This is a genomic window from Haladaptatus sp. CMAA 1909 (assembly GCF_043952005.1).
Taxonomy (GTDB): domain Archaea; phylum Halobacteriota; class Halobacteria; order Halobacteriales; family Haladaptataceae; genus Haladaptatus.
This window is the reverse complement of sequence record NZ_JBIOAV010000008.1, coordinates 1-25,399: the sequence shown is the minus strand read 5'-3', so window position 1 is coordinate 25,399 and position 25,399 is coordinate 1. Positions and strand designations below refer to the sequence as shown.

28 protein-coding genes and 1 pseudogene are annotated in these 25,399 nt (G+C 50.1%); 12 read left to right on the top strand and 17 right to left on the bottom strand.

Annotation, left to right across the window (positions count from 1 at the left end; all coding sequences use genetic code 11):
* Positions 1 to 82: 82 nt before the first annotated feature.
* A complete protein-coding gene (locus ACGYLY_RS28355; RefSeq protein ID WP_395286132.1) occupies positions 83 to 502 on the bottom strand; it encodes a hypothetical protein in 420 nt (139 codons plus the stop codon).
* A 126-nt stretch (positions 503 to 628) separates the two neighbouring features.
* On the opposite strand from ACGYLY_RS28355, the gene ACGYLY_RS28350 reads away from it, so the two are divergent.
* Both ACGYLY_RS28350 and ACGYLY_RS28345 read left to right on the top strand, forming a co-directional pair.
* Positions 629 to 802: a hypothetical protein gene (locus tag ACGYLY_RS28350; protein WP_395286131.1), complete on the top strand. Its 174-nt coding sequence runs from the start codon at positions 629 to 631 to the stop codon at positions 800 to 802.
* Positions 803 to 864: 62 nt separating this feature from the next.
* The gene (locus ACGYLY_RS28345) at positions 865 to 2,172 is read left to right on the top strand and encodes a hypothetical protein (RefSeq protein ID WP_395286130.1); all 1,308 of its coding nucleotides are present in this window, start codon (positions 865 to 867) and stop codon (positions 2,170 to 2,172) included.
* Between the two features lie 25 nt (positions 2,173 to 2,197).
* Here the strand turns inward: ACGYLY_RS28345 and ACGYLY_RS28340 are convergent, their stop codons facing one another.
* From ACGYLY_RS28340 to ACGYLY_RS28315, 6 genes are all read right to left on the bottom strand, one after another.
* Complete coding sequence (locus tag ACGYLY_RS28340) at positions 2,198 to 3,109, bottom strand: hypothetical protein (RefSeq protein ID WP_395286129.1); 912 nt, start codon at positions 3,107 to 3,109, stop codon at positions 2,198 to 2,200.
* Between the two features lie 350 nt (positions 3,110 to 3,459).
* The gene (locus ACGYLY_RS28335; protein WP_395286128.1) at positions 3,460 to 3,699 is read right to left on the bottom strand and encodes a hypothetical protein; all 240 of its coding nucleotides are present in this window, start codon (positions 3,697 to 3,699) and stop codon (positions 3,460 to 3,462) included.
* A 586-nt stretch (positions 3,700 to 4,285) separates the two neighbouring features.
* Positions 4,286 to 4,726: a hypothetical protein gene (locus tag ACGYLY_RS28330; protein WP_395286127.1), complete on the bottom strand. Its 441-nt coding sequence runs from the start codon at positions 4,724 to 4,726 to the stop codon at positions 4,286 to 4,288.
* Between the two features lie 978 nt (positions 4,727 to 5,704).
* Positions 5,705 to 6,280, bottom strand: a complete 576-nt coding sequence (locus ACGYLY_RS28325) for a hypothetical protein (RefSeq protein WP_395286126.1) — start codon at positions 6,278 to 6,280, stop codon at positions 5,705 to 5,707.
* A 90-nt stretch (positions 6,281 to 6,370) separates the two neighbouring features.
* Positions 6,371 to 6,748, bottom strand: a complete 378-nt coding sequence (locus tag ACGYLY_RS28320) for a hypothetical protein (protein ID WP_395286125.1) — start codon at positions 6,746 to 6,748, stop codon at positions 6,371 to 6,373.
* A complete protein-coding gene (locus tag ACGYLY_RS28315; RefSeq protein WP_395286124.1) occupies positions 6,745 to 7,545 on the bottom strand; it encodes a ParA family protein in 801 nt (266 codons plus the stop codon). Before ACGYLY_RS28315 ends, ACGYLY_RS28320 begins: the two co-directional genes overlap by 4 nt.
* Before the next feature lie 387 nt (positions 7,546 to 7,932).
* Here ACGYLY_RS28315 and ACGYLY_RS28310 point away from each other — a divergent pair, with 387 nt between their 5' ends.
* Complete coding sequence (locus ACGYLY_RS28310; RefSeq protein ID WP_395286123.1) at positions 7,933 to 9,096, top strand: helix-turn-helix domain-containing protein; 1,164 nt, start codon at positions 7,933 to 7,935, stop codon at positions 9,094 to 9,096.
* A 211-nt stretch (positions 9,097 to 9,307) separates the two neighbouring features.
* Here ACGYLY_RS28310 and ACGYLY_RS28305 read toward each other — a convergent pair whose 3' ends face one another.
* Entirely contained in the window at positions 9,308 to 9,868 is a 561-nt protein-coding gene (locus ACGYLY_RS28305; RefSeq protein ID WP_395286122.1) for a hypothetical protein, read from the bottom strand.
* Between the two features lie 914 nt (positions 9,869 to 10,782).
* Here ACGYLY_RS28305 and ACGYLY_RS28300 point away from each other — a divergent pair.
* The 3 genes from ACGYLY_RS28300 to ACGYLY_RS28290 all read left to right on the top strand — a co-directional run bounded on the left by ACGYLY_RS28300 (position 10,783) and on the right by ACGYLY_RS28290 (position 12,185).
* A complete protein-coding gene (locus tag ACGYLY_RS28300) occupies positions 10,783 to 11,601 on the top strand; it encodes a hypothetical protein (RefSeq protein ID WP_395286121.1) in 819 nt (272 codons plus the stop codon).
* A 226-nt stretch (positions 11,602 to 11,827) separates the two neighbouring features.
* Positions 11,828 to 12,031, top strand: coding sequence for a hypothetical protein (locus ACGYLY_RS28295; RefSeq protein ID WP_395286120.1), 204 nt, complete (start codon positions 11,828 to 11,830; stop codon positions 12,029 to 12,031).
* Positions 12,024 to 12,185, top strand: coding sequence for a hypothetical protein (locus ACGYLY_RS28290; RefSeq protein ID WP_395286119.1), 162 nt, complete (start codon positions 12,024 to 12,026; stop codon positions 12,183 to 12,185). Before ACGYLY_RS28295 ends, ACGYLY_RS28290 begins: the two co-directional genes overlap by 8 nt.
* An 82-nt stretch (positions 12,186 to 12,267) precedes the next feature.
* On the opposite strand, the gene ACGYLY_RS28285 is transcribed toward ACGYLY_RS28290, so the two are convergent.
* Together ACGYLY_RS28285 and ACGYLY_RS28280 are read right to left on the bottom strand one after the other, a co-directional pair.
* The gene (locus ACGYLY_RS28285; RefSeq protein ID WP_395286118.1) at positions 12,268 to 13,005 is read right to left on the bottom strand and encodes a hypothetical protein; all 738 of its coding nucleotides are present in this window, start codon (positions 13,003 to 13,005) and stop codon (positions 12,268 to 12,270) included.
* A gap of 274 nt (positions 13,006 to 13,279) precedes the next feature.
* Positions 13,280 to 13,492, bottom strand: coding sequence for a hypothetical protein (locus tag ACGYLY_RS28280; RefSeq protein WP_395286117.1), 213 nt, complete (start codon positions 13,490 to 13,492; stop codon positions 13,280 to 13,282).
* Between the two features lie 461 nt (positions 13,493 to 13,953).
* On the opposite strand from ACGYLY_RS28280, the gene ACGYLY_RS28275 reads away from it, so the two are divergent.
* Both ACGYLY_RS28275 and ACGYLY_RS28270 read left to right on the top strand, forming a co-directional pair.
* Entirely contained in the window at positions 13,954 to 14,247 is a 294-nt protein-coding gene (locus ACGYLY_RS28275; protein WP_395291322.1) for a DsrE family protein, read from the top strand.
* A gap of 50 nt (positions 14,248 to 14,297) precedes the next feature.
* A complete protein-coding gene (locus tag ACGYLY_RS28270; RefSeq protein ID WP_395286115.1) occupies positions 14,298 to 14,825 on the top strand; it encodes a DUF411 domain-containing protein in 528 nt (175 codons plus the stop codon).
* Between the two features lie 135 nt (positions 14,826 to 14,960).
* On the opposite strand, the gene ACGYLY_RS28265 is transcribed toward ACGYLY_RS28270, so the two are convergent.
* Together ACGYLY_RS28265 and ACGYLY_RS28260 are read right to left on the bottom strand one after the other, a co-directional pair.
* Positions 14,961 to 16,406 carry a multicopper oxidase family protein gene (locus ACGYLY_RS28265; protein ID WP_395286114.1) on the bottom strand — a complete coding sequence of 482 codons (1,446 nt, stop codon included), beginning with the start codon at positions 16,404 to 16,406 and terminating at the stop codon, positions 14,961 to 14,963.
* 424 nt (positions 16,407 to 16,830) lie between these two features.
* Positions 16,831 to 17,229: a DUF302 domain-containing protein gene (locus ACGYLY_RS28260; protein ID WP_395286113.1), complete on the bottom strand. Its 399-nt coding sequence runs from the start codon at positions 17,227 to 17,229 to the stop codon at positions 16,831 to 16,833.
* A 73-nt stretch (positions 17,230 to 17,302) separates the two neighbouring features.
* Between ACGYLY_RS28260 and ACGYLY_RS28255 the strand changes: the two genes are divergently transcribed.
* A complete protein-coding gene (locus ACGYLY_RS28255; RefSeq protein WP_395286112.1) occupies positions 17,303 to 17,545 on the top strand; it encodes a hypothetical protein in 243 nt (80 codons plus the stop codon).
* Between the two features lie 681 nt (positions 17,546 to 18,226).
* Positions 18,227 to 19,636, top strand: a complete 1,410-nt coding sequence (locus ACGYLY_RS28250) for an FAD-dependent oxidoreductase (protein WP_395286111.1) — start codon at positions 18,227 to 18,229, stop codon at positions 19,634 to 19,636.
* 414 nt (positions 19,637 to 20,050) lie between these two features.
* Here ACGYLY_RS28250 and ACGYLY_RS28245 read toward each other — a convergent pair whose 3' ends face one another.
* The 3 genes from ACGYLY_RS28245 to ACGYLY_RS28235 all read right to left on the bottom strand — a co-directional run bounded on the left by ACGYLY_RS28245 (position 20,051) and on the right by ACGYLY_RS28235 (position 23,570).
* On the bottom strand, positions 20,051 to 20,668 hold the full coding sequence (locus tag ACGYLY_RS28245; RefSeq protein WP_395286110.1) for a class I SAM-dependent methyltransferase: 618 nt from the start codon (positions 20,666 to 20,668) through the stop codon (positions 20,051 to 20,053).
* Positions 20,669 to 20,758: 90 nt separating this feature from the next.
* Entirely contained in the window at positions 20,759 to 21,430 is a 672-nt protein-coding gene (locus ACGYLY_RS28240; protein WP_395291321.1) for a helix-turn-helix domain-containing protein, read from the bottom strand.
* An 817-nt stretch (positions 21,431 to 22,247) separates the two neighbouring features.
* Positions 22,248 to 23,570 (bottom strand): permease, encoded by a 1,323-nt coding sequence (locus tag ACGYLY_RS28235; protein ID WP_395286108.1) that lies wholly within the window; start codon positions 23,568 to 23,570, stop codon positions 22,248 to 22,250.
* 282 nt (positions 23,571 to 23,852) lie between these two features.
* Between ACGYLY_RS28235 and ACGYLY_RS28230 the strand changes: the two genes are divergently transcribed.
* Positions 23,853 to 24,215 carry an ArsR/SmtB family transcription factor gene (locus ACGYLY_RS28230; protein ID WP_395286107.1) on the top strand — a complete coding sequence of 121 codons (363 nt, stop codon included), beginning with the start codon at positions 23,853 to 23,855 and terminating at the stop codon, positions 24,213 to 24,215.
* On the top strand, positions 24,215 to 24,487 hold the full coding sequence (locus ACGYLY_RS28225; protein ID WP_231189966.1) for a hypothetical protein: 273 nt from the start codon (positions 24,215 to 24,217) through the stop codon (positions 24,485 to 24,487). Before ACGYLY_RS28230 ends, ACGYLY_RS28225 begins: the two co-directional genes overlap by 1 nt.
* A 120-nt stretch (positions 24,488 to 24,607) precedes the next feature.
* Here ACGYLY_RS28225 and ACGYLY_RS28220 read toward each other — a convergent pair whose 3' ends face one another.
* Positions 24,608 to 24,964: an SHOCT domain-containing protein gene (locus ACGYLY_RS28220; protein ID WP_395286106.1), complete on the bottom strand. Its 357-nt coding sequence runs from the start codon at positions 24,962 to 24,964 to the stop codon at positions 24,608 to 24,610.
* Positions 24,965 to 25,170: 206 nt separating this feature from the next.
* Positions 25,171 to 25,399 (bottom strand): annotated as a pseudogene (locus tag ACGYLY_RS28215) (sulfite exporter TauE/SafE family protein); the annotation flags it as partial.

The window sequence follows — 25,399 nt, the reverse complement described above, 5'->3', positions numbered from 1 at the left end:
TGCTACAAGGATCACGAGTGCGCGCGTTTGGCGCGACCGTCGGTTTCGGGTCATAACGGGAGTAAGCGGGGAAGTTCGGGGATTAGTTGAAGAACGGAACGAGGTTGATGCAGTTGGCGAGGTTCGCGCCAGTGAAGCCGAGGAACAATTGGAGCATGAACGCGAACAGCGGGGCGGTCACAGCGGTGAACGCGGCGTTGTTCCGCCAGCTTTTGATCTCCTTTTTGCTGTTCGGATTCTTCAGGAGGCCACTCGCGGCGTGCAATGCAACGGCCAGCAGTGCGCCACCGAACATCAGCAGGCCAATAACGAGGGGTGCAGCCTGATTGATGGTACTTGCAAGTGGCGTTCCGCAGAGGCCTTGCCCGACGGGACCACCGCCCTGCTGGGCGACTGCAGCCCCGGTGGTGACGGACAGTGCGGTGAGCGACACGGCAGAGTGACGGACAAAGGTGTTCGTATGTGATGCGACAGTGTCGAGGACCATATTGTCGGAATTCATTGTTTTTCCTGTTTTCCGCATTTTGTAATTATTGTCCATAATATGATTATGGACCAATTCTATCCAATAGTTATTATTGTCCCAATAGACTTAAGTTTTACCCCACTAAGTATCTGATTGAATTGTATGGCACGACCCAACGTTGATGTTTCACACCTCGTGATCGGCGCGGTGAAAGACTACGCAGACAAACACGATATTAGCCGCAGCGAAGCGCACGAAGAACTACTCAGAAGTGCGCTAATCAACGCTGAGCTACTTGACGGTGAAGATCCAGTCCGAAAGCCGACAGACGAATAGCACACAATCACCCCACCGTTCCTGAATCAATGTCCTCACACACCCACCACTCACGACGCCGATTGCTGACCGCAGTCGGTTCCGTTACAGCAAGCACCGCACTCGCTGGCTGCTTTACTGGCGAGGAGAAAAACTCGGACAAACAAACGCAACCCCAGACCCAAACAGGCAACCAGTCGAACGCAAGCAAGGGCCTTCCGACGGGAATCAACCCACAACGGTACGCGAAACACTTCGACAAGCGGGTGAATATCGTCAAGCAAGGCGCGGACAAGACAGGCAAGAAGGCGATAGACCACGTGCTGGAACAAGTCATCGACAACGATACGCTCGTCTACTTCCCACCCGGTCGGTACAAATTGAATACGAACCACCGCCACGTTGGGCTGCAAAATCTCGGGATTGTCGGCAATAACGCGGTTCTCACCCACGGGAAAGTCGAAGCGATTGAGGGCTTCGACGTGACGAGCGGTGAGTACCACGGCCCGGCACAACACTTCAAAATTGGTGTGCCTGACAACCCGCACAAAGGCAAATTCGTGTTCGGCGGCTTCATTGCCGATTGGCGCGGGAAGAATGAGGGCATGCAGATCCTCAACCATCACACCGATGGCACGTCGGTGATCGAAAACATTCGCCAGCAAGGCATTCACAGTCTCGGCTGTCAAGGCCCCTTCCGAATCGACGCCCACGGAGCGAGCGCGAAAGCAATCGTCAGAGGAGTTGATTTACGCTTCGGGGGCAAGAGCTACCAGTTTACGATTAACACGCGCGAGGAACGGTCAGGCGGTGGGACAGAAACAGGTCGGTCGTGGGCGACGAGCGGGATCACGACCCATCCCGAGGCGAAAGGCCATCTTCGCGTGCAGCAATCGCTGTGTGGGGGCTGGCCTGACAACGGTTTTTACTTAGCTGGTGGCCCACAGCAAACGGTAGAAATCGTCAACTGTGTGGCGGCAAATAGCCACCCCTCGAATATCCGAATATCAGGTACAGACTGCCGTATCAAGGGTTGTACTGTTGTGACGGATTCAAATTTCGACAAGAAAGAGTTCTACTTTGAACAGCGACCACTCCGGCTCGACGGCGGGACATGTACGGTGTCGAATACCCAGATCAAACAGTTGCTCCCGACTGGCTGGTCGGTGACCGTCCAACACGCAATGGAGAAAGCAACGCTCAAAAATGTCTCTGTCGTGATTCACAAACAACCGCAATTGGCGTTAGTCGTTGATGATGCAGTCAACCAATGCACAGTCAACGGATTCGCGGTACAGACGAAGGGCTGGCAGGGAACAAAAACGTCGTTATTCCGTGGGTGGCCGGACGTCGCCAAGAATATCAGTGTGAATGGCCGATCTATCGCGTGAAATGCTGTCTCTCTGTGGTTGTTCGTTACTTTCGTGAGAACCCCGTCACAGACGCCTGCGCGCACGCCCAGTCCGTTCGTATCGCGTCCCGTTCAATGGCTTTACCACCGTACTGAATCGTCACAGAGTAGCGCTGGGGAGAATTATCACGAACGCCTTTGATGAGCAGCGTTGCGGTCCGTTTCTCGCCATTACAATGCTTGGCTTTCAATTTCTTCCACGGCGTATTCTCAGACATGCTCATGTCGTAGTAGACGAGCGTTTGATCGTCGGTTTTGAATGGCACCCGCTGGCCTGCGCCGATATAATTGCGCTCGTTGATGGGTATCTGCTCGGCGTTCATGCGAACATGGCTAGCAGTATCTCCCATGCCACCCTTTCCAGGTGGCGCAACTGGACTCGGCACGCCTTTCGTTACCCCAAGATAGTCGAGTTTGATCGGCACATCGCCCGTGTTTTTGAGTTGTACAGCAATATCCGCTGCATACTGGACCTCCTTCGTTGTCGAAAAATCAGTCCCCGATGTCTCATTCACGACCTTTGTCCCAACCATCTTATACGAGCGCGTCAAGTCAACAGCCTGCTCTCCTACTGTCTCATTGTCTTTCTCAGCAACCACCGTGTACGTGCCAGCACGAAGCGGTAACAGATCACCCGGCTGTACAAGCGGTAGCTGTACCTTTGTTTGACCGTTCGAAATCCGTTTTGTGGTCACTGGTTGCCCATTCGGATTGATGAAGTTGACCGCCGTGGCCGCATCGCCGCTGCGGAGCGTCACGGTCAATGCCGCCATTTGTTTCGTGATCTCCTTGATCGCGGATGGATCAGACCCACCGAGCGCGTTGCAGCCTGCAAGAGCTGTCGCGCCAAGCGTCCCGCTGGTTGCAAGCACCTGCCGACGAGAGAGAAGAGTCGTCTCTGAGTGTTTTTGAGTCATAAATCTAGATAGACGTACATATTAGAGGTAGTTAATTGCATCGCCATCTCATATCGACATTATAGTACGCGAGTCGAACTGCGTCAGAAAGGTGGATGACAGCAACCTACTCTCCCCCACTCTTGCGAGCGAAGGGTTGCAGGTTGAACTCCCTGATGGCGTAGAAGGAACGCTCTCACGTTGGTTAGTCCCACAGGGAAGTAATGCGTGGTCTCATGAGCAAGACTGACCAATGTGAGTGCGGACCGACACTGTGGCGTGCGTGCCACAGCTGTCCATTAATTTTCTCCCGGATATATTTTATCATTAAGTAGGTGCTTTGAGGATAAGAGAATGGAACATTGCCCGAATCATGAACGAGAGGTACCGGGCACGAGTTCCCACACGCGGTCAGTCGCGACATACTCACCGTCCTGCTCTTCGATATATCCCTCGGCACGGGCTTCGGCTATCGCGTCATCGAGATTACCGTCAAAGCGACTGTGATGGTGTGCTATGACGCCGATGTGGTTGCGGTCTATCGTTGACTGATTCTGCCCGTCCGTGTTATGTTCGATGATCCGTGCGACGATGGCTGCATTGTCGCTCATAGCTTCATCTAGCGAACGAGTGCCGTTAAGACTCCGTGTTGTATATCGCTACCCGAAATAATTTTGATGGATTAACTAAATAATTGGCATATGGAAAATAGAACACACGGACACTCGGCCACCCAGTCCCCAAGCACTGCACCACTCCATTTCACCGCCGGAGTCTCGATAGGAATCGCTGCGCTCGTCGCATATCTCTTTCAGCCGAGTTTTATCCCGCTACCGAATGCATTGCTCGAATTGGTTGCAATCACCGGTCTTGCTTGCGGAGTCCTCCTGACTCTCAGCGGAGTCCTTACTCTGGTGATGGACAAACGCAAAGCGGGCAACTGACAACACTATTTTAGACTTCTATTGAGCCGGTCGCAGTTCTAGAAGAGTGAAGCACGTTCGTGTATAGTGACGACCATCGCGAGAGCTGTTGCGTTGTGGCGGTCATGCATACTTCGATTAGACAAAATAGAACAGAATCAAATATCCGGCAACGAGGGAAATTACTGCGGTCGTGAGACGGACTTTCAGATCTAAATCGGGGAATCCATAGTAGAACACGAAAGGTGACAGTAGCCACCCGAAGACGATCATATCAGTCACGCAACCACCCGTGTTCTCGAAGCTTGTCCTTCATTTGCTCGGCTGCTGCGTGTTGATCGTCCGCGGTCACTTCCATTCCACTTTCGTAATGGATAGACCGCCATTGGTCCGCTTCTTCGAAGATTGCCGTTCCGAGTTCTCGACTGATATACTCTGGATGATGATCGCTGGCGGGTTGATGGTAGAATTGTAGAGCAATACCGAGCGAAAAAACAGAAAGCCCAACGATGGACCCTAACGAGATCACCTGACTGAAAATAAACATGACTCCGGGGATGCATCCCGAAGCAACCGCTCCCTCCTTCGCCAGACAGGTAGGGAGTGCGGGGATGAGAAAAACAGCCGTAATCAACATACCTGCCATGGTCAGTAGATAGGTGAATATCGAATAGAGCCGATCAATTGGTATCCCAAATCGTCTTGTCTGGCCCATATTTTCGAGTGATTACTGAAAGAGTATAAATTGGCCGGGGATACGTTAGTATAAAATACTAACCAGCGAATGCCGATTGAGGATAGCACTTCCGCGAAACCCCACCCTCGAAGCGTCAAAGCTGCTTTCAAAGCGCTCTTGTTGTGGCAATCAAGGGTTTACACTTCCCGAGAAGAACGGCCTACGGTCTGCAAATGAACGAACACACATCAGCAAGTAACAGTCATCGCGAGAGCTGCTATATCGTCGTAGCCCAGCATACTTCGGCCAAGAAGTTAGACATCAGCGGTATTTATGAGCGTGCAGGAAAAACGGCTACGTGCATTCAAGGGGACGCCGCCCGACTTCCTACAGTAGTCGAAATGTGCCGACTACACTAAAGACCCACCGGTCATCACGCGAGTTATTTTATATCAATTTTTCTAAAATAAAATAGCGTCGGTTTCTTGCGATTACCCGATAAATTATTCCTTTTCTAGAAAATACTATATTCTTTTTATAAATTTTATCCTTCATGGGTTATTGTGGTGTAAAAATCAGTCTAGGTCTGTATCTCGATGTATATATGGAGATTTACCATAGTGTCCAGTACGCCGCCCTCTACACCACGCTGATGAACACTGCAAAGAGAATGGGTAGCCTCCAGAAACGGTGAATGATGTGAAACGGCAAAATATGCTCTCTTGAGGGCGGCCAAGATGTTCGACTACTACTTAGTTAGGATTGGCAATTATACGAAATAAGCTACTAACCAGTGAGCAGCCGATTGCGAGCCCGCAATCTCAATCATGATCCGACGAACTGCCTCACGCACACCCATTCCCTACACTTCGAGCAGTCGAAATCAGCTTCCAAAGCACTTCCGTCGTGTCGAGCAAGGTTCACGCTTTCCAAGAGAAGCAACCTACGGTATGCAAGCTGATTTGGGATACGTTAATTCAGAGTGACAGCTTGCAGTAGAGCACACGTCGACCAGCGTCAGAGAAAGCGATCCGCAATCGACTTCACACGGCTCTTGATGCCACTCTCACCACCAACCGTTCCGTCCTGGTCAATGGTATGCTCAACACCAAACTTCTCGACTCGAATCACTTGCTCGCCTACATCGTAGCTCACCGTGAACTCGTTCTGCTCAAGTCGCTCGATGACTGGCCTGAACTGCTCCGGCGGTTCGGCCTCATTACCGGTCGGTTCTGTATTCTCCGGTGAAATTTCACTCTGGTCAACGGGTGCTAGGCGTGGCTCGGGAAAGCCGTAGCGATGGACGTGATTCGCTTCAACACCGTCGCGGAGGTCAGCAGGGTCAGCGTCGGTCCATTCTTCCCAGTAGCCATTGAGGTCCGAGAGAAACGATACCAGCACTAGTTGTGCGTCGGCTGGATACTCAGGATTTGTATCAGCGGTCGTCATCGGACCCTCGTTCGTGGGAAACTCCCACTCTGCAATCGTCGTCTCTGGCGGTCGTGCAATGACAACTGCTTCGTCTGGGTTGTCATCGTCCGTGTCGATGACGCGATCCCCGACTGACAGTCGTGTCGTCCCCATTTCGCTCATACTGTCGCGTTGCGACTGAGAGGCGATAAATCGGCGGGGTCGAAACGTTAGTATGTAGTTCTAACCAAGGATGCCCAAAACGTGGTTTCGTCACTCGTCCATCTCAGTATAGACATGCTCTGCCGTCACGTTCTCTAAGCCCTGTTTGATCACCGCCGGATAGAAGTGTGCGTTCTTCTCTACGTCGTCCATCGGTACGTCAAACTCTCGCGAAAGCTCGAGCTTTAATTCCTGATAGCGGTAGCCGAGGTCGTCTTTCAGCGACGGTGGCAGGTACATGTACGTTCCGACCGGCTCTTCGTCGTCCGATTTGTTCGCTTCGCCCGTTTTGTGTGTCTCGCTTGTTTTGTTCGTTTTGTCTACTTTGCCCGTTTCGCCCGATTCGTTCTGTTGGCGTTGTTTGCGCTGTTCGTGGTTACGCCGCTTCTGTGCCATTCGGCTGGCTCGCTCGTCTTGATCGTTACTCATCGATGGACAATGGTATTGAGTTCGAAGTGTTTGACAATCCGATCTGCGATCTGCAAAAACACGTCTTGCTGGTCGCATGCTTCCTCTGCCGCGAAGATACTATGGCCCGCTGAAAAGGCCCGTTGGATCTGCGCCCGCTCGCGAACTTGCCAGATTCGGAGTTCTTCAAAACCTTGCTCGAACCACTCGACCATCTCGGTTGCCTCATTCTTGCGCACGTCGATCCGATTGATGAGGATCCCAAGATCGTTAATCGTCATGTCAAAATCCTCTTCCAGCACATTGATGTGATCATACAGCAGTTCGACTGCTCGTTTACTCGTCGCCTCGGCTAGCGCGGGCACGATCAGCGTGGGTGCAGCGTGCAGTGCGTTGTCGGTGAGATAGCCCAGATGAGGCGGGCAATCAACGATGACGGCATCATAGTCGTCTTTGATCACCGCCAAGGCGGGGGCCAACTGTTCGCTCCCACGGCGCATGAGCGTCAAATCGGGTTCGACACTCGTCATGTCGATATTGCTTGGGATAACGTCCATCTCGTCGTGTTCGCGAACGATGTCAGTAATCGCGTCTCGCTGATCCGAATCGGTGAGCACGTCGTAGAGTGTCGGTGGCTCTGCGAGGTAGGCATCTTCCATCCCGAGACCTTCGGTGGCGTTGCCCTGGGGATCGAGGTCGACAAACAGCACGTCGTACTCGCGAGCATTGAGTGCGCCAGCGACGTTAATCGCGGTCGTGGTTTTCCCGACGCCGCCTTTTTGGTTTGAAAACGAAATTGCAGGGGTTTCAATTTTCATCGGACGGCACCTCCGTCATGCGTTTTGCATGCTTTGTATGGTTTGTGTTGTTTGCTCATTTTGTATGCACAAGTTGTGCAAATCACGCAAATCACATTAAGCTTATGTCGAACAGTGATGCAAGTAGCCGTGACAGTCTGTGCAAAGTGATCTACATCGCCGTCAAAGTCAATTATTCTGTGATAAATTACCAACGAAGACAGCCAGACGACATTGAGACATGGCTTAACCCGCACCTCGATGGCTTAGACTGGATCCACCCGGACTATTATCCCACACAAAATCTACACTCGGCCGTGATGGCGATAGGACAGTTATTCCGACCATCAACGGATATTTGCTGGTATCCCGCGATTTTTCTCATAAGCCACTATCGTTCCCCTGCACATGATCATCGAAAAATCCCTGGAAGATATCACTCTTGACGATATCCACCAGCTAGTCGACGAGGAGGTCCAAGAGGGCAAGGAAATCGAGTATAAAGAGTTCCTTGACCTTGACAAGGACGATCACAAGGAAAAGTTGCTGGGAGAGGTCACGTCCTTCGCGAATTCTAGGGGCGGCGACCTGATCGTCGGGGTACCGGACGATCAAGGCACTCCTCGCCACGTTGGCGGGATGCCTGTTCAGAACCTTGACAGCATGATCGAACGGTGGTCAAACACTACACGGCGCGGTGCCGACCCAAAACTGCCGCCATCGATCTTCGACATCAAGGAACTTCATATCAAGGACGACCGATACGTATTCGTTATCCGTGTCAATAAGAGCTGGAACCCGCTACACAGGGTGACCTATAATAACAAGTTCTATGGCCGGGGGCCAAGCGGCAAATTCCCGCTGGATACCGGTGAGATTCAGCGGCGGATGCTTGAGGCTGAACAGTTTGAAGATGACTTGGAGGAGTTCCGAGACGAACGAATTTCGGAGTTTGAAACCGGTGACACACTACTACCGGTGATCAACGGGCCAAAGCTATTGTTGCACCTAGTACCAGTCGGCGCGTTCTCGCCGGGGCAGAAAATCGACCGCAAAACCGCGGGCACAATGTACAAGAATCGGCCCCAAATGCTTGCCAGCCGCCCAGTGACGGGTGGATTCACAGATAATTACGCGGTCGATAGCGTGATCGTGCACCAAAGTGTACCGGACGGAGGACTGTACGAGTACGTCCGGACATTCAGTAGTGGAACAATCGAGATGTACACTGCGTGGCCCTTCAATCCGACGAATGACGAGAGCGCGGTTCTAAACGTGGATATGGTGCAAAAGGCATTGGAGTCCACACTGCCGATCCAGTTGCAGTATCTCGATTCGCAGAATATCGACCCACCGATCTACGCTTGCATGTCGATTCTCGATGCAGATGGGTACGGGGTCGACACCGGATTTACGCGTCGCCAGCAATGGACGTTGGATTCCGCGATGCAGCTTCCGGAGGTGATGATTGAATCGTACGATACCGATCTCGAGAATGTATGCGACCAGCTTGTAGAGTATATTTATAACACTGGTGGACAGGCCGGCCCCAACTCGAAGGTGTACGAGTAGCATGAAATCATCCCTTGATCTCAAGCACCACTCTAATTGGCATACTTATCGACATACCGATTAATGGCAAAAGAGAGGAATGTACTGGACTGGTGTAGTGACAGGTGAACATAATCTGGATCAAACTCCTCATGTCGTTTATGATCAGCACCTGTTCGCTGAACTCCGGCTTTAACCCCCTCTAGTCTGTCTTAGGGAGGTCTAAATAGGACTACTCTTCTTCGCGAATAGGGAAGTCTAAGTCATCAAGCTCATCTTGATGCTCTTCGGCTTCTTCACATCGAGAATTATATTCGCGTTCGATAGCTCCTAGATTTTGTAATCTCTCATTCGACTCCTTAATATCACTATAGAGACTGTGGGAGTTATTGCTGATACTATCCAATTTTTGATCAATTTTATCCGCCAAATTATTTGTCTCGGGATCTATATCAAAACACAGACAGTCATCCTTGACATAGCATGTGTAGTCAGCTACCGTTCTGCTTTGTGGTCGCCACTTGAGCTGCTCTTCTTTTCCCTCAAACGGAATGCGGATAGTCAGGATTTTCTTACCGTTTTTTGTCCGTTTGATCCCATCTTGGTTGTCAAAGTCTAATTCGAAGGTTTCGAACGAGTATTTTGAAATGAGATTGCTGATAAAATCTTCCTTATTAGTGGATAGGATTTCATCGAAATCAGCAGTGCGAATATCTTCAAGAAGGTCGCTTTCACGTCTTCTTCGGATATCTAGTATCGATTTCTCGCCAAATATTGTAAACGTTCTTGACACAGGAGGAATTAATCCATTCCAGAATTATCAATGTTTGTGTGATTCATCAGATACAAAGAATAGAGGCAGGAAACCGATTTCTCTTCACAAGCATCAAAGAAAGTAAATGAAGGCAATAAGGAACAATCGCTGATCGCTTGACCAAAGAACTTCATTAAAAAATGGGATTGAAGCAATAAATAACAATTTTCAAATAAATCAATAGCAGAGATACAGTATTACCGGAAGAAGCGATATCGATTTTAAATCGACGCAACCTGATGCAGCACACTGCTGATAGCCCAGGATCAGTGGGGTTCGACGGACAAGAGTACGTTCTCTCGGACGCCAAGCGCGAACTTGCCCGCTTACCAGAGCAAAGAGAATAAAATAAGCATAGAAACATAGTTCAGGCTTTTAGCGTTTTCTTGCTTTAAGCAGACATAGTTACACTGAGGAGTCAATATGTATCCGATTCAGGATGAAAAGTATATTATAGCGAGTATGAGATTTGGACAACAATGGATGAATCGTCTGGACATCAAATTTTAACAGTTCCAGATGGATACAAGCAATATAAACCCACCTGGAACCAATACTCTCACTGGAGTACATTCTGCAACGTTACTCTCTGGATTTCGCTCATATTATTAGCCGGTTCCATACTCTATCTAGATGCGCGGTATCCCTCTCATGGGTTTACAACCACCATAATACTTATAATTTCTACATATATTATATATAATATAATATATTTTATCAGAACCATTAGAAGTCAGAAGAGTATTGGAGTCCAGTATAGTTGTAGTGGTTTGTTAGAGCATAATTTGAGAATAATTTCAAAGAACAATTATAAACGGCCTAAGTCTCAATTTTGGGATAAATTATTGCCGGTTGTGTCGATTATTACGATGTCATTATTTGTACTAGTGTTTGTGGATACATCTACAGGCATCGAAATTTCTGTAGTTGTACCCCTCTTATCGTCGATTGTGATTTCAGTATGGGGCCAAAATTCCGATTTATTACTCGCCATCAAAATGTGGAAGTTACCTAAGACAACACTTGTGGCAAACGACGAAAAAGGGCAAGTACATTATGCCCATCCTTCATCAAAAGATGAAGAAAACACATACACAGAATTGCAAGTATACAAAGGATATGACAAAGAATCATTAGAAGATGTTCTTGAACAACAGTCGATGTTAATTGACCGATTTGTAAACGTGATTAATGATGTGGATAAAAAAGCGGCACAAACACTGCGGCTAAATATTCTCCTTTTATCTTTGATGATTGGTATTTTGTCATTCTCATCTAATAAGGAGTATAACATCTTGAATCAGCTTTCTAATATAGCATTATTCACTGGAATAATTGGTACTATATCATCAGTGATTGCAAGTCTTATTGCATATTCACGTACAAATATCGCGGCAGGTCTATCCTCAGAATCCACAGATGTTCTATTCAGCGAACCACTAAAGCGAAAAGAAGTCCTCTATTCGCTGATAATAAGCCATCAAGACTGGATTAACACCAATGCAAGAGTAAATCAAACAGATTCTTCTATTGTTTTTATAAGTCATATATTATTATTGCTATCAGTATTTAATTATTTATTAGCTGTATCGTGGGTCGCATACCCACATATAAAACAAGCTTACCCAAAATCAACACAGGTGGTTGTAATCTCTGTAGCAGGAGTATTAGCACTCTTGGGGCCCTACTACCTACTAAACAGGCGAGGGTAAGCTGACAGGGAGTTTATTTACCTGGAGGCCATAGAGTCAGACATGGCTAAGTCCGATAACAAGAACGACAAGGATAATCCTTTATTAAAGGTCCGTCACTTAGAGCCGCAAAAAATTGTAAAAGGACCCAGTTTCGGACGAAAGAAGAAGAACAAAAAAGGTGACGAGTAAACTCCTATTTGTGGTTGGCAGTAGATATATATGTTCTGAGAAGTAACTATGTATAATGAGTGAGGATGCTGAATCTGAAGCAGAAGACAAGGTCCAATCATCTAGCCTTGACAAAGTAAAAATATTAGAAGCAGAGTCTGCTGCACTGGCAGAAAACCTAGATGAAATTGACGATGAAAAATACGAAGAAATCGAATCGTCGAAGACTACTATCAAGCTCACAGATAGTGAAGAGTCCTCGGAGACAAACGATGAGTGAAGAATCAGACGAAGAAGCATCAAGCAGCTCTGAGGAAGAAGAGAGTAGGATACCGAGAATCCGTCAACTTGGACCACAATTTCTTACGAATGCAGATCCAGATGAATCTTCAGATGCGAAATCAGATAGTGATTCAAAGAACAAAGAAGACTGATCTTCTAATATAGAAGTTCTCACTATAGTTTTTCGCCATTTGAAATTCATTGTAATTTAGCCCTGTCTTAGCACAACGACGACTACTCGATATCATCCATTTCCTCGATCTGCTCTTCGGTCGGAACATAGAACAGGTCTTTCTCGGGGTCATGCGGATCACTAGAGGGCATTTCGTCAGAAGAGACAACCTGTACAGTCTCCTCTTCACGGGTGACACCGAGGTTGTCATTTTCGAATGCCGCTTTTGCTTGCCGGACATTCTTCCGAATCGCCTCAACTCCCACGCCTCGCTTTGTCGCCCACTTTGCCGAATCTTTGTTCATCCGGTTGACTGCCCACCAGTCGAGTGCTTCTGCAGGCGACATCTCGTACCGGAATACTAGCTCTTCTAGCCGCTGGTAACTATGCCACTCCCCAGCCCCCCAACCATCGGGATATCGAACGTTAATCGGGAAATAGAACGGGTCTTTCAGCTGTCGAGCAAGCATACCAGGGATTGCAAGAGTGATTTCGCTCTCTTGGAATTGTTCTAAGTGTGCTGCAGCAACCGCAACGAGTCGGTCGTAAGAGAGATCAGTATCTGTTTCCCGAAGTTCCTTCTGTAGATCGAATTTGGTAAATGCAAGCCAGACGCTCCGACCTCCGTGTTCCTCGAACAACCAGTAGTCGCTCCCGGTCTCAAGTCGGCACCGCTTGAAGTGCTTGTGCAACCGAGATTGGATCGCTTCCTCTAGCTTTTGATCTGCATCTCGAAGGTCATCTGCTGTGTATTCTTTCTGCGCAGCAATTTCATCTACAACATCATCCCTGAGCGTCATGTGAGACAACCATAAGTTGAAAAAGGTAAAAAATTTTCTGTTTCACAACATATAGTTGGATCCTCGGGTAAGCAATTTAACGAGGACGCCAAAGCCGAGCAAGCCATCATCAAATAAGGAGCTTAGAGCGGGAGTGAACAGAGACCGTGACTGAACGAAACCGCTCTACAGAATCAACACTCACGCATCGATTACAGCAGCACTCCCGAGGTGGTTCTACTTCCGCTGTCTGTACTAAGCGCCGGTGGACAACAAGGGACCTCCTCGACCAATACTACTTCTCTGGTGTGTGTTCTTCTAAAATAGCAGCCTGAACCTCGTCCTCGATCTCCTGAAGCACGTCGAAGTCGGCACCCGTAGCGACATCAGGGAGTTCACTGGTAGGGATCTCTCGGTACTGCTCCATCATATCGAACAATGCTTTCACTTGATGGTTATCCAGGTTAACTGTAACTGTGCCACGCCAGTCTTTATCGTATCCTCGCATGGTCAACATGCTAAACTCAATTTATTAATAATTTACTGTTAGTAGGAATATCACGCCGAGTGATTGACCTACCGCGCACAGATTACAGCGGCATTCCCGGGGGTCATCCACTTCCTCTTATGGATTAATGAGGAATTCTCAAACGAATCCATCCTTCCGACAGAAGTGGTTTCTCATCCGCCGCCTTAATCGGAATACAAATAGGTTTTGCTGCTTCTCAGCGCACGCAGTTAGTACAGTGAGCTTATCCCAATTTCGTACAACAATATCAATAGATGCAACGACGGAAATTCGTCTCAGTAACTGGCACGCTCGGTGCGTTACTCCTTGGGAGCGAATCAACAAGTGCGAAGAACACGGAACATCCCGCACAGCACGACTCGTGTGCGCGACCCGCACCGAAAACTCAAACCGTCCTCCATCTCTCGAGCGGCGACTCGATGGCCCACAAAGGTGCCCTAATGAACGGAAAGAATCTTCTGGACGATGAGAGTGTTCCTGTTAAGGATCTCGTCGTGTTAGCGAACAGCAAAGGGGTACAACTGTACACACCGCCGACCGACGACAACGAGTTCGCAGACCAAATTGCGTCGCTCCAGGATCGTGGCGTTACGTTCCGTGCATGTGGGAATGCAATGGAGATGCTGGGCCTCACGAAGGACGATCTCCTCTCAGGAGTCGAACGGGTCCCGTCTGGTGTCGGTGAACTCGCTCGCTTTCAAGCACTCGATTTCGGATACATCAAGGTTCCATAGCACAAAATTACGATGCCAAATCAATATTCCGATACATAGAGAAAATACCTATGACAAACCTCAATCGCCGTGCCTTCCTCGGCACACTTACGACAGCAGGGCTGGGAGCAGTTGCTGGCTGTACGAACAGTGATCAAACCAAGACCAATATAAAATACAAGACGGGTGGGAACGAAAAGCAGCTCCGTCAAGCAGCGACGACATATTTGACGAAAGCCACCCTCTACAAAGCACCAAACTGCATGTGTTGTGAAGGGCATAAGAAGTACCTCGAATCAACAACAGATGTGGATATATCAGTGAACAATGTGAATGACCTAATGAAAATGAAATCAAGATTTGATGTGCCAAAAAAGCTCGTGAGCTGCCACACTTTGGACACTGGGAAATACATCGTTGAAGGTCATGTTCCTCGAGAAGCAATCGGAAAGCTGTCACTTGAAAAACCGGACATTCTCGGTATTGCACTCCCAAAAATGCCAGCGGGATCACCGGGAATGGGAGGCGAGAAAACCGAGGAATTCGTCATTTACGCAATGGAAAAAGATGGCTCCTATCGTAAGTTCATGACTATCTGATATCATGACTTCGATGCTGATGATTCTGACACCTGCAAGTAAATGAACCAGACATCTCTGGATGGGAAGAACCGTTATCCGGGTACTCTACACCAATGTGAGGCCTTCTACTGTGTAAACACATATCCCGAGTAGCTATCCCCTGACGTATTTAATGACACGGGCCATCCCCGACTCCAAGTGATAGAGGTTGTGACAGTGGAAGAGCCAATTGCCGGGATTGTTTGCGAGGAAGTCGAACGTCACCGACCCCATGTGACCCGGAACGATGACCGTGTCCTTCATTGCGTTTCCGACACGGAAGAAATGCCCATGGAGGTGCATCGGATGAAGCACCGGACTCCGATTCGTCATCTTCACGCGCACGTGTTCTCCCTCCCGGATCTGTAACGGATCAGCGTCGGGATATGCTTGCCCATCGATGAGCCAGCCATACGAATCACCCATCTCAGGCGATAGCGTCAGGTCAAACGTTCGATCGGGACTTCCACGGAGTTGCTTCGGAATTTGCTTTGCTCGCAGATCACTATACTTGAGTGTCCGTCCCCGTGAGTTGAGACCGGCTGGTGACCCTGACGTATTCTCATACCGAAGAATTGCCCGAGCTGGCTGTTCGTCGCCATCGACTGCTTCCCCTCGTATTTCCCATGCACCGGGATTCGTCGCCTCGATGATCGCATCGTAGCGTTCGCCAGCACCGAAAACGAACGAATCCACTGGGACGGTGTCAATAGGTTGCCCGTCGGCATGCGATATCCGTAGTTTATGCCCGGCAATCCCGACACGGAACGCCGTCGCACTGCTTGCGTTGACGAACCGTAAGCGAACTCGTTCTCCTTCCGTCACGTCGAAGGATGCAGGGTCTGCTGGAAGACGCCCGTTGACGAGTAATCCGGCGTACGGTGGGCGTTGGTCACCCATCATTCCACCGCCGCCCATACCACCCATGCCACCCATACCGCCGCCCATTCCGCCGCCACCGCTCGACGATTCCCCGAGCGGTTCGGGTGAGCGGGCCAGATAGTCGTCGAAGAGGAGGGTGTATTCGCGGTCGTACTTGACGTGTGGCGATTTTTCTTCGATTACGAGCGGTGCGTATAGTCCACGATCAAGTTGGAGGCCAGCATGGCTGTGGAAGAAGTACGTTCCCGCCGGTTCAGCCCGGAATTTGTACGTGAACATCTCGTCGGGCTGGATGGGCTGTTGGGTCACGTTCGGTACGCCGTCCATTTGGTTGGGAACAGGAAGCCCATGCCAGTGTATCGTCGTTTCCGAAGAAAGCTGGTTCTGCAAGTCTACGTGAACGATGTCGCCTTCTTTGGCGCGGAGTCCGTTGCCAGGGAACGACCCGTTGTACAGCCAATTCTGTGCCGACGAAGAGGCGGGCGACACTGTACCAGGGGAGGCAGTCAGTGTGGTTTGCACGTCCGGGTTGCCCGACACCGTCGTCCGTGGGGCGACTGTCTTTTGCTCGTCGAACGACGGGACGGAACTGGAGGTACACCCAGCGAGGGAACCAATCCCTGTGATACCGAGTCCACGAAGGAGGGCGCGTCGAGAGAGACGTGAGTCGTTCGTCATCGGTTGGCGTACGAACTGAAGGGTAATAAGGTGCGGTATTGGGAATATTACGAAAAATACTGGAAGAAGATCTAAATATGAACGAGGTGACGTCGAGATCATCACCGTAGATGACGAGGCCGCCCTGGTCAGGATCGAGAGGAGTACCGATGTCGACACCATCGCACAAGCTATCGAAGACGCAGGCTACATCGTCTTGGTTCTCTACTATCTGTCGTGTCCTCACACTCGTTTCAGTACCTCTGATAGGTGAACCGCCTCGGGTCAAGTGGTTCGAGACGCCTCCGGCGTCTCGTCAACACGAGAGAGCGACGCTCTCTCGAACGACCCCGAGGTATTCGGCCTGTTCCTCCTGTAGATGCTCTATCTGGAGTACCTCTGCCAAGTCTTTATGACCCAGTCACTCACCGGCAGGAATAACTCGTCAGTACTCGGCGGCGACATCGTCTAACACGCGGTCGAATCGTTCGCGAACGTCTTCGGCGATACCGTTGAGGGCTGGATTCTCGACGACACCCAGCAGGGTATCGGGGTCAACGGCGCTGACGACCACGTCGCCGTCGTCCTTGTAGACGATGACGTTACAGGGCAGCAGCGCGCCGAGGTCGCGTTCGGCATCCAGTCCTTGTTCGGCTAGCGGTGGGTTACACGCGCCGAGGATGCGGTACTCCGGATATCCCTCGAGGTCGAGTTTCTCTTCGAGCTTCGCTTGTAGGTTGATGTCGCTCAGCACGCCGAACTCCTCGGCTTCTAGCGCGTCGACGGTCGAGTCGACGACATCTTGGAACGGGCCATCGACGCGGCGGGTCATTGTGTAGCTCATAACCATTTCACGGTTCGTCCGCTACCAGTATAGTGTTTAAGGCACAATCTTGATAGCAGCTGATGCATCTAAAATGCAGGAAATCGAGAGCTTCGTTCAGGCGTACGATTCCCAGAAGCTCGATGCGACGAGCCTACATACTTGTGCTCGGCTTCCTGCTGGCCGACAACGCCTGCGTCCATCGACTATCGACGCGATTCTGGACCAGCTCACGACCGACGACGGACCCGCCGCCCGCTATGAGGGGGATGATGGACTCTCCGGCGAGGAAGGAGCGTTCGTCATCAGCTCGTTTTGGTTGGTCACGAAATTGTGATCAGAGGTGAGGGATCGTCCCCGATTCGGTCACGAATGACTCTCCAAGGGTCTCAAGATAGTGCTGGAGAGCAGCGCGAGCGTTAGAACCGTTCGAGCTACGAGACCAGACTACCATCGATGGTTTCCCACACGGTGCTCTCAGCATCTGCGAAGACGAACGTCTACCCGATCCAAAGTAATGAAATCCAGATCATGAGCCCGATTAATACGATAAGCAGGTCTGCGGGTGTCCAAGCCCATGAGATCGAAATGGAGCCGGGATTCTAGAAGACAATTGGGAACCCGAGATTATCGCTGACGACCAATAGCGACCGCAATTCAAACCTGTTAGACGTGGATTTAGAGGAGCAATAAATTTGCACCACAGACTGCACACAGATTCTTTTAAGGGTCCCGGGGTGATTCTACTTCCGCTTACAATCTTATGCGGAAGTGGACGGCACACCACCACTTCCAGTGTTATCCGTCGCTACAAAGGCTCTATCGCCCGAGAATGGCTGTTTTCATATCCATAAATTATATGTTGCTACATCAAATGAGTTATATGGAAAATGAGACCACATAGGCAATAGCGTTCCCAGAATGCACGATTTTAGCCAATCCAGCTTGCTACGTGCGCTTCCGAATACCTCGGTGCGTGACCCCAAGGCAGTTGATAGCTGCGACTGATATACTTCTTATGAGTACGTTCGTGGTCGTGGGCGGTGATGCTGCCGGTATGTCAGCTGCGAGTAAAGCGAAACGGGACGATCCAGATTTAGATGTCATCGTCTTCGAACAAAGTTCCTGGGTTTCGTATGGTGCTTGTGGGTTACCGTATTACATCAAAGGAGAAATTCAGTCATTGGACAACCTTGTCTCCGTGACACCTGAGGAGTTCCGGAAGGAACGGGATATCGATCTTCGAACAGGCCATGAAGTGATTGATATCAACCCCGACAAACGTGTTGTTACTGCTCGCGGTACTAACGGAGAGGTCACTCAGGAATACGACGACTTGCTCATTGCGGTCGGAGCCGAAGCCATACTCCCGTCTATCGATGGAATCGATCGCGAAGGGGTCTATACCCTTGATTCGATGACTGATGGGGAGGAGTTACGTGAGTACATAGCCCGGGCACGATCCGATGGTAACTTACAACAACTCGACAGAGGCCCTGCTTGCCAATATCTTGAGACCTGTAACGGGCCAGTCGGCATCGTTGGCGGCGGCTATATCGGCATTGAGATGGCTGAAGCGCTTGCAGCGAACGACTTCGAAGTACACCTCTTCCAACGGAGTGACCGCATCCTAAAGACGTTCAGTGAAGCGACGAGCGAAACTATTGCGGAACACCTCTCGGAACAGGATGTTGCAGTCCATCTGAATGCGGAAGTTAAAGCACTCGCCGGCGACGATAGAGTTGAAGCAGTGGTAATCAGCGATACCCACGTTCCTGTCGAAATGGTTCTTCTCGGAACGGGCGTGAGACCTCGAACGGAACTGGCTGAAGACGCCGGAATTAAACTTGGTGAGACGGGGGCCATTGCGACCGACTCGTATCGGGAGACAAACCAACCGAATGTGTACGCAGCAGGAGACTGCGCCGAGGCAAAGCATGTCATCACCAATAAAGCAGTCTACGTCCCGTTGGCACTGACTGCAAATCGACACGGTCGAGCAGTCGGACAAACCGTGGCTGGTACCCCGACTGAAGGTGGTGGTGTTGCAGGGACAGCTGCAGTCAAAGCCTTCGATGTCGAAGCAGCCCGAACTGGGATTATCGACCACAGGAAAGCCTCCGAAGTAGAATTTGATCCGATCACAGAGACGATCGACGCCAAATCCCGAGCCGGCTATTATCCAGGAGGGGGAACAGTACGAGTGACGCTCACTGCTGACCGTGAGTCTGAGCGCATCCTCGGCGGCAGCCTCGTATCGGACTACGGAGAGGGTGCTGTCCACCGCAGTCACGCTCTCGTAGCTGCAGTGACTGAAGGGGTAACCGTCGATGAGCTAGCCAATTATGATCTCGCCTATGCACCGCCGTTTAACACGACCTGGGATCCAGTCCTGACCGCGGCGAAGGTGTTGGGTGCTCGTTTTTAACAAAGTATTTTACGAGCGACTATCAATCGGGATCCTATCGCTGGTCAGTCGATTGCGTGGCACGCCGCCATTGACGCCGGAACCACCTTACTAGGTTTACACATGGTCGTCCTAATCCCCTAGTCCTTCGTTGGTGAATCCGTGCTAGCAAATGGCGGTTGCGCGGTACGCGAGCGTCTTGAGCCGCTCTTAGAATGAGTATTTGGCAGCAATGGTCGGTCATAGTAAGGGTTCGTCGAAGCGAATAGAATTTGTCAAAATATATCGTTCGACGCGACAGGTCAATGAGTACAGTCGTGGTCGCCCTTGCGAGGGCTGTTCGAGTTGTTCGGAGGATCCTATACAGTGAGCGCATCGGTCTCATCTTCTGACGGCTGCTTGTCCAACTTCGATTCCAGACAAAAAGTTCGTGGGTCAGCGCGCAACGATCTCGTGAAAGACCCCAAAAAATGTTCTCTTCGTCGAAATCGGCTGCAGCCCGGCTCGCTCAACGAGTTCAAGCGGTTCTCGATTCCAGTGACAGCCAAGTTGTTTTGCATGGGCTTCTTCTCGGATGTCCTGAAAGCGCCCGACCAACAAATTGTCACTCCGACCGTGTTCTAGGAGTAGGATCTGACCATCTTCCTTACAAACCCGTTGCAGTTCTTTGAGTGCAGCAACTGGATCAGGAAAGGTACAGACCGTTAGTGACGACACGACTGTGTCAAAACTTTTGTCAGGGAACGCGAGAGCTTGTGCATCCATAATCTGAAAATCAATATCTAACTTCACCTTCTCTGCTCGCTCTCTGGCAATATCCACCATTGCAAGACTCATATCAATCGCAGTGATCTCACACTCGTTCGGATAGTATGGAAAGTTCGCACCAGTCCCACATGCAACTTCTAATACTTCACCTGAAGCTCGATGCAAGAGTCGCTGCCTGAGTTTTCTCACGCCTAAGAACTCTTGAACGCGCTCTATAGAGGCGTACGTGTTGGCAAATCCATTGTACTTCTGCTTGATCTCCTCGGTAGTGAAGTTAGTTCCCATGGATATAGCGATGCTTAGAGACAGGAAAATACCAGTGCAAGGTATCTATGATGGTTTAAGACAATTCCTTTAGAAAGGTCTGTCGTCGAGTCACTCTCTAGCGAGAGAGGAGAGGATTCGCGCCTCTATTTTTCGAAGGTGTTCAGATGCAGTACTCGATGCACACCCAACAACATCGGCAACCTCGTTAGCAGTCCCATAGCGGGGAACATCGTAATATCCAACAGCGACAGCTGCATTCAAAACTTCACGCTGTCGTTCGGTAAGTGCTGCAACCATGCTTGCATCCATGGGCGAGTATTCGCCCACTCGCTCAATTGATGTCCGTTGCCGAACCTCCAATGGAAGCGCATCAAATCCACTTTGGATGTCTGCTTCACTTCCGATAATTTCGAGTGTTAGACCAGTTTTGTCATCAAACGGAATCGGGAACATAATCATGAGCCGATGGTCATTGAAGAGTTGCAGAAGTTCCTGTGTCTGTTCAGTTGGACGACAATGTTGATAGATGTACCACTGGTCGTTCTGTGCCTCAACAACCTCACGACTGAAGTGGGCTGTATGAGTACTCGTTTCCAGTAGAGCGCGAATTTCATCGGGATCTGCATGAACAAGTGACAGCTCCAGCAGTGTGCCATCGGGCAAGAGTTGGATATTGAGGAGACTTCCTTCACTCACGATAGACTCAGGAGCAACTACGTCGTGTGGAACAGTCATCTTGAGATATTTCATTACCAGTGATTTGGTATCGCTATCCTTCAATACCACTCTCATTCGTACAGCTAATAACCACGGCTGAGACTTTCGAAATCTAAGGGCAAATACAATTAGTCGGTAGTCCGTAGTAATGTACGTGACAGGGGATGATCAGATATATCGAAGTCAAGAAAGTGGTTCACTGCAAGAATCAGTACCCGACTTATTGGCACGATTGTCGACATTAGGCACCTACGCATTTATTCTAGGTTTTGTTCTCATGGGTATCTCGTTCGTGACAAACCCGATTCCCGACCCATCGTTTCCGTGGGCGACTCTCTCACCGTCGCTCAGAATTTCATACACACAGCCGCGTATCGAACATTGGCCAGTCACGTATACTATCGGACTGTGGTCAGTCGTCTTCACGCTTCCACTCGTGCTGTTGAAATCGTATCAGTGGAATAGGTCTCAAGTCCCCATTCAGTCGAGTCTCTGGCTTACTGGGTTACCTGTGTCGGCGATGCTTTCGTTTACCACCTACTGTCGATTTTTCTGGCCGAAATTATCTCCGCCGACATGGAATGCTCCGTCGTACACTGTCGTTTGTTGGCTGTATTGTTCAACGTACGATCCACTATGGAGCAATCTGGCCTATGGAGTCGCCTTCTTTGGGGTGGGTACGACATATCTCGCCTACAGAAATTCGTCATTTTCGAGATACGCACTCGCAGCATTCGGGATGCTTGCGTTCCCATTGGGTGTTCCTGCTCTCTTCGACGCCTACCGACGGCACACCCGTTAATTTGTTCTACAGAGGATGAGTTAAATAGAAGTACGTTATCGTTCGATCACGCGTCCAAAATAAGTTCGTAGTGAAGAGTTAGTCCGCCGTCTGCGCGTGTTCGCCGTGTTTTTCAGTGGACTCGGACCGGTGGAGCCAGTAGAGGAACAAGAAGAACACCGTCGCCAACACGTTCAGTACCATCTTGTAGTTCATCTCGATTTTGACCTCGGCAATTTTGGCTGTCGAGGGATCTGGGATAAGCCCGGCACCGAGGAACAGGAAGTGGATGACGAATCCAGTGAAGACTGCTGCGACGAAAATCATCCCCGAGAGGATGGCCGCAAACTTCGTTCCGTAGTACTCCCGATAGGCGTCCATGATCGGCGGGACGATGAGGTCCGCGTAGATGTAACTCAGGACGCTCCCGAATGGGAGACCGTTCGTCCAGAGGACGGTACCGAACGGAACGTTCCCGACCGAACAGACGAACGTAACGACGCCAATGACGGCGCCAACTACCGCTGTCCAGAAGATGTACACCGGTACGCCGAATATCGGCCCGGAAAAGACCGACGTCCAGACTTGCTTGGGGATGAATCCGGCAATGAGACCGGCGAAGATGAATCCGATGGCGATTTCGTCCCAGAGCATCCCCCACTCTTTCCACTGTTTGTCGGCAAGCGCCTTCCATCCGGAGAGCGACGTCGCCTGCTCGCGGATCGTCGTATTGACTTCTTCGGGATCGAAACTCTCCTTACACGACTGCGAGCAGAAGTAGTAGGTCTGCCCGTCGTGTTCGGTCGAATAGTCGGTCTCCTCTGGGTTGACGTCCATTCCACAGACAGGATCTTGTACTGTTGGACTTCCTTCGTCGAGGACGTTCTGTCGGGCTTGATCGAGAACCTCGTCTGGCACGAGATAGATGAATCCGAAGGCCATCAACCCGATGAGCATGAACCCGCCGATGATGTCCGCGGCGAGGAACTGCCACCCGAGAAGGATCCAAATGACTGCGCCGATCTCAATGACGAGGTTCGTCGACGCGAACATGAATGCCCCAATAGTGGCCGCTGCAGAACCACCTTTTTTGAAGAGGTTCTTCGCCGTGGCGATGGCACTGTAGGAACACGATGAAGAGATGAATCCGAACAGCGACCCATAGCCGATCTCACGGAGGCCATTACCTTCGAGGAGATCGGCGACTTCTTCATCCGACGTCCACGCTTCAACACCCCCAGCGATGGCGAACCCGATCACGAGCGCCCACCACGTAATCCACGCCATGGCGACAGTCGTCGTCGCTGCGTGCTTTGTACTCTCGATAAAGAACGTACCCAATGGCTTCGAGGTCGTGAATACCCCGATGCCGATGGTCGCGAGGGCGATGACGACTAGGATTGCATATTCTTTTTTCTCCATGTCCAATGATACGGGAGTCATACCTAATCGTGTTATGCCTAGCACATCGATAGTGAGTGCGACCAATAGAGTCTGTTCGCTAACTATGTGAGACCCTCTACTTATCTTTTCAAAGTCAAGGGTGGAACCGAATCAATTTTGACGGAGACAGAAGAGATTGATCGGCTAGATAATCTACTTAGAAGATCAATTAAGCCAATTTCTAAAACTTCGAGTCTGAATGAGAAGCACTAGGCAGAGAAAATCCATACTGCTTTATTGGAGCCACAACCATCCACATCTGTGTGTGAGGACAGTTCCCCTCGTAAACTCCTATCCCTCCTAGGAGACGAACACGTCCAAGCCATACTTTCTGTCACGAGTGAGCGACCCATGTCCGCAAATGAACTGAGCGATACCTGTGGTATTTCACTACCAACTGTGTATAGACGACTCGAGGAGCTAGTTGAGTACAATTTACTTTCTGAACAGAACCGAATAGCACCCGATGGAAATCACTATAAGAAGTACGAAGCGGCAGTCGAACAGATCGGAGTTCGCCTCTATCAGGGAAAGTTCGAGGTAGATATTGGAGACGAGCCAGCGACCGATGCTCCAGAGCGGTTCAATCGGTTGTGGGACGACATCCGAGGGGATGATTCCTAATGCACGCGGGGCTCATCATCGCAAAAATCATCGTGATAATACTTGGTGCTCTTATTGCGCTCCAAAGTTATCGTGCGTACAAGCGATACAACAATCAACCGATGCTCTATCTAGCGATTGGATTCGTGACGATCAGCATCGGCGCAGTCATTGAAGGAATACTGTTCGACCTCGCTAACGTTTCCATCTTCTATTCAGGTATGATTCAGTCGATAATTGTAATCATCGGGATGGGTTTCGTTCTATACTCTCTCTACTATCAACCAACGTAAGATCGTCACAGAACCGGAAAATACCCCGATATCGGCGAGAAATAGATGGAGTTCTATGACCGATTCCGACATGTGAGGTACTATAAACAGATCCTCAACTACTGTACTCTGTGTGAATCATCACCGGTTATTCTGTTTCTGTCGAAGGCGACTACGACGGGTATCGAACTCCTCTTCGGAGAGATCTCCTCGTGCGTATGCCAGCCGAAGTTCTTCAAGTGCCGGGTCGGTTCCCAGGTCATCTTTCATGACGCCACGATAGAGGAGATAGCCCCCACCAAGCAGGACGATCAGTGGAAGGAGCATCATGATCCACCCCCAAAGTGGAGTGACACCACCGCCATATCTCGGTCCCATCATCCATCCACCCATAAGTGGGAACGCAACCAGCATCATTACGGCTGGGACGAGGAGAAGGGCGGCAAGGACTATGAAGACGATTCTGACGAACGAACCGCTCTGATCTGCTGTCGTCATAGGTAGAGATAGACTCCGCGAACACATACAAGTTCCCTCCATAACGAGCAACCCAATCATAGATCGATTGAACTAGAGAAAAAGAAAACCCGACGAACAGCTCGGACCAACAGATTACCTACAAGACATACAATTATGATCTTTGTTACATGAAATCACTCACCACCAATCGGCAATAAATATATTCCATATTTCATAGCTTTGGCTCATCCGACCTGTTGTTGATTTTGGAGATAATTTTTGGTCCCGAATGACACTACAATAAGAGTCACGAATAGCGCCGTTCCGAAAAGAAGAACGAGGCTGAGCACATGCAGGAAAGCAATACCGTACGCGTGGCTGACTGTCTTGCTTGCAACAGCAGCGCTGTCGATTAACAGCATCCCGGCAAAAATCCCCTTAAACTTCGTCTCATTGACGAACTCTGTCAGCTGT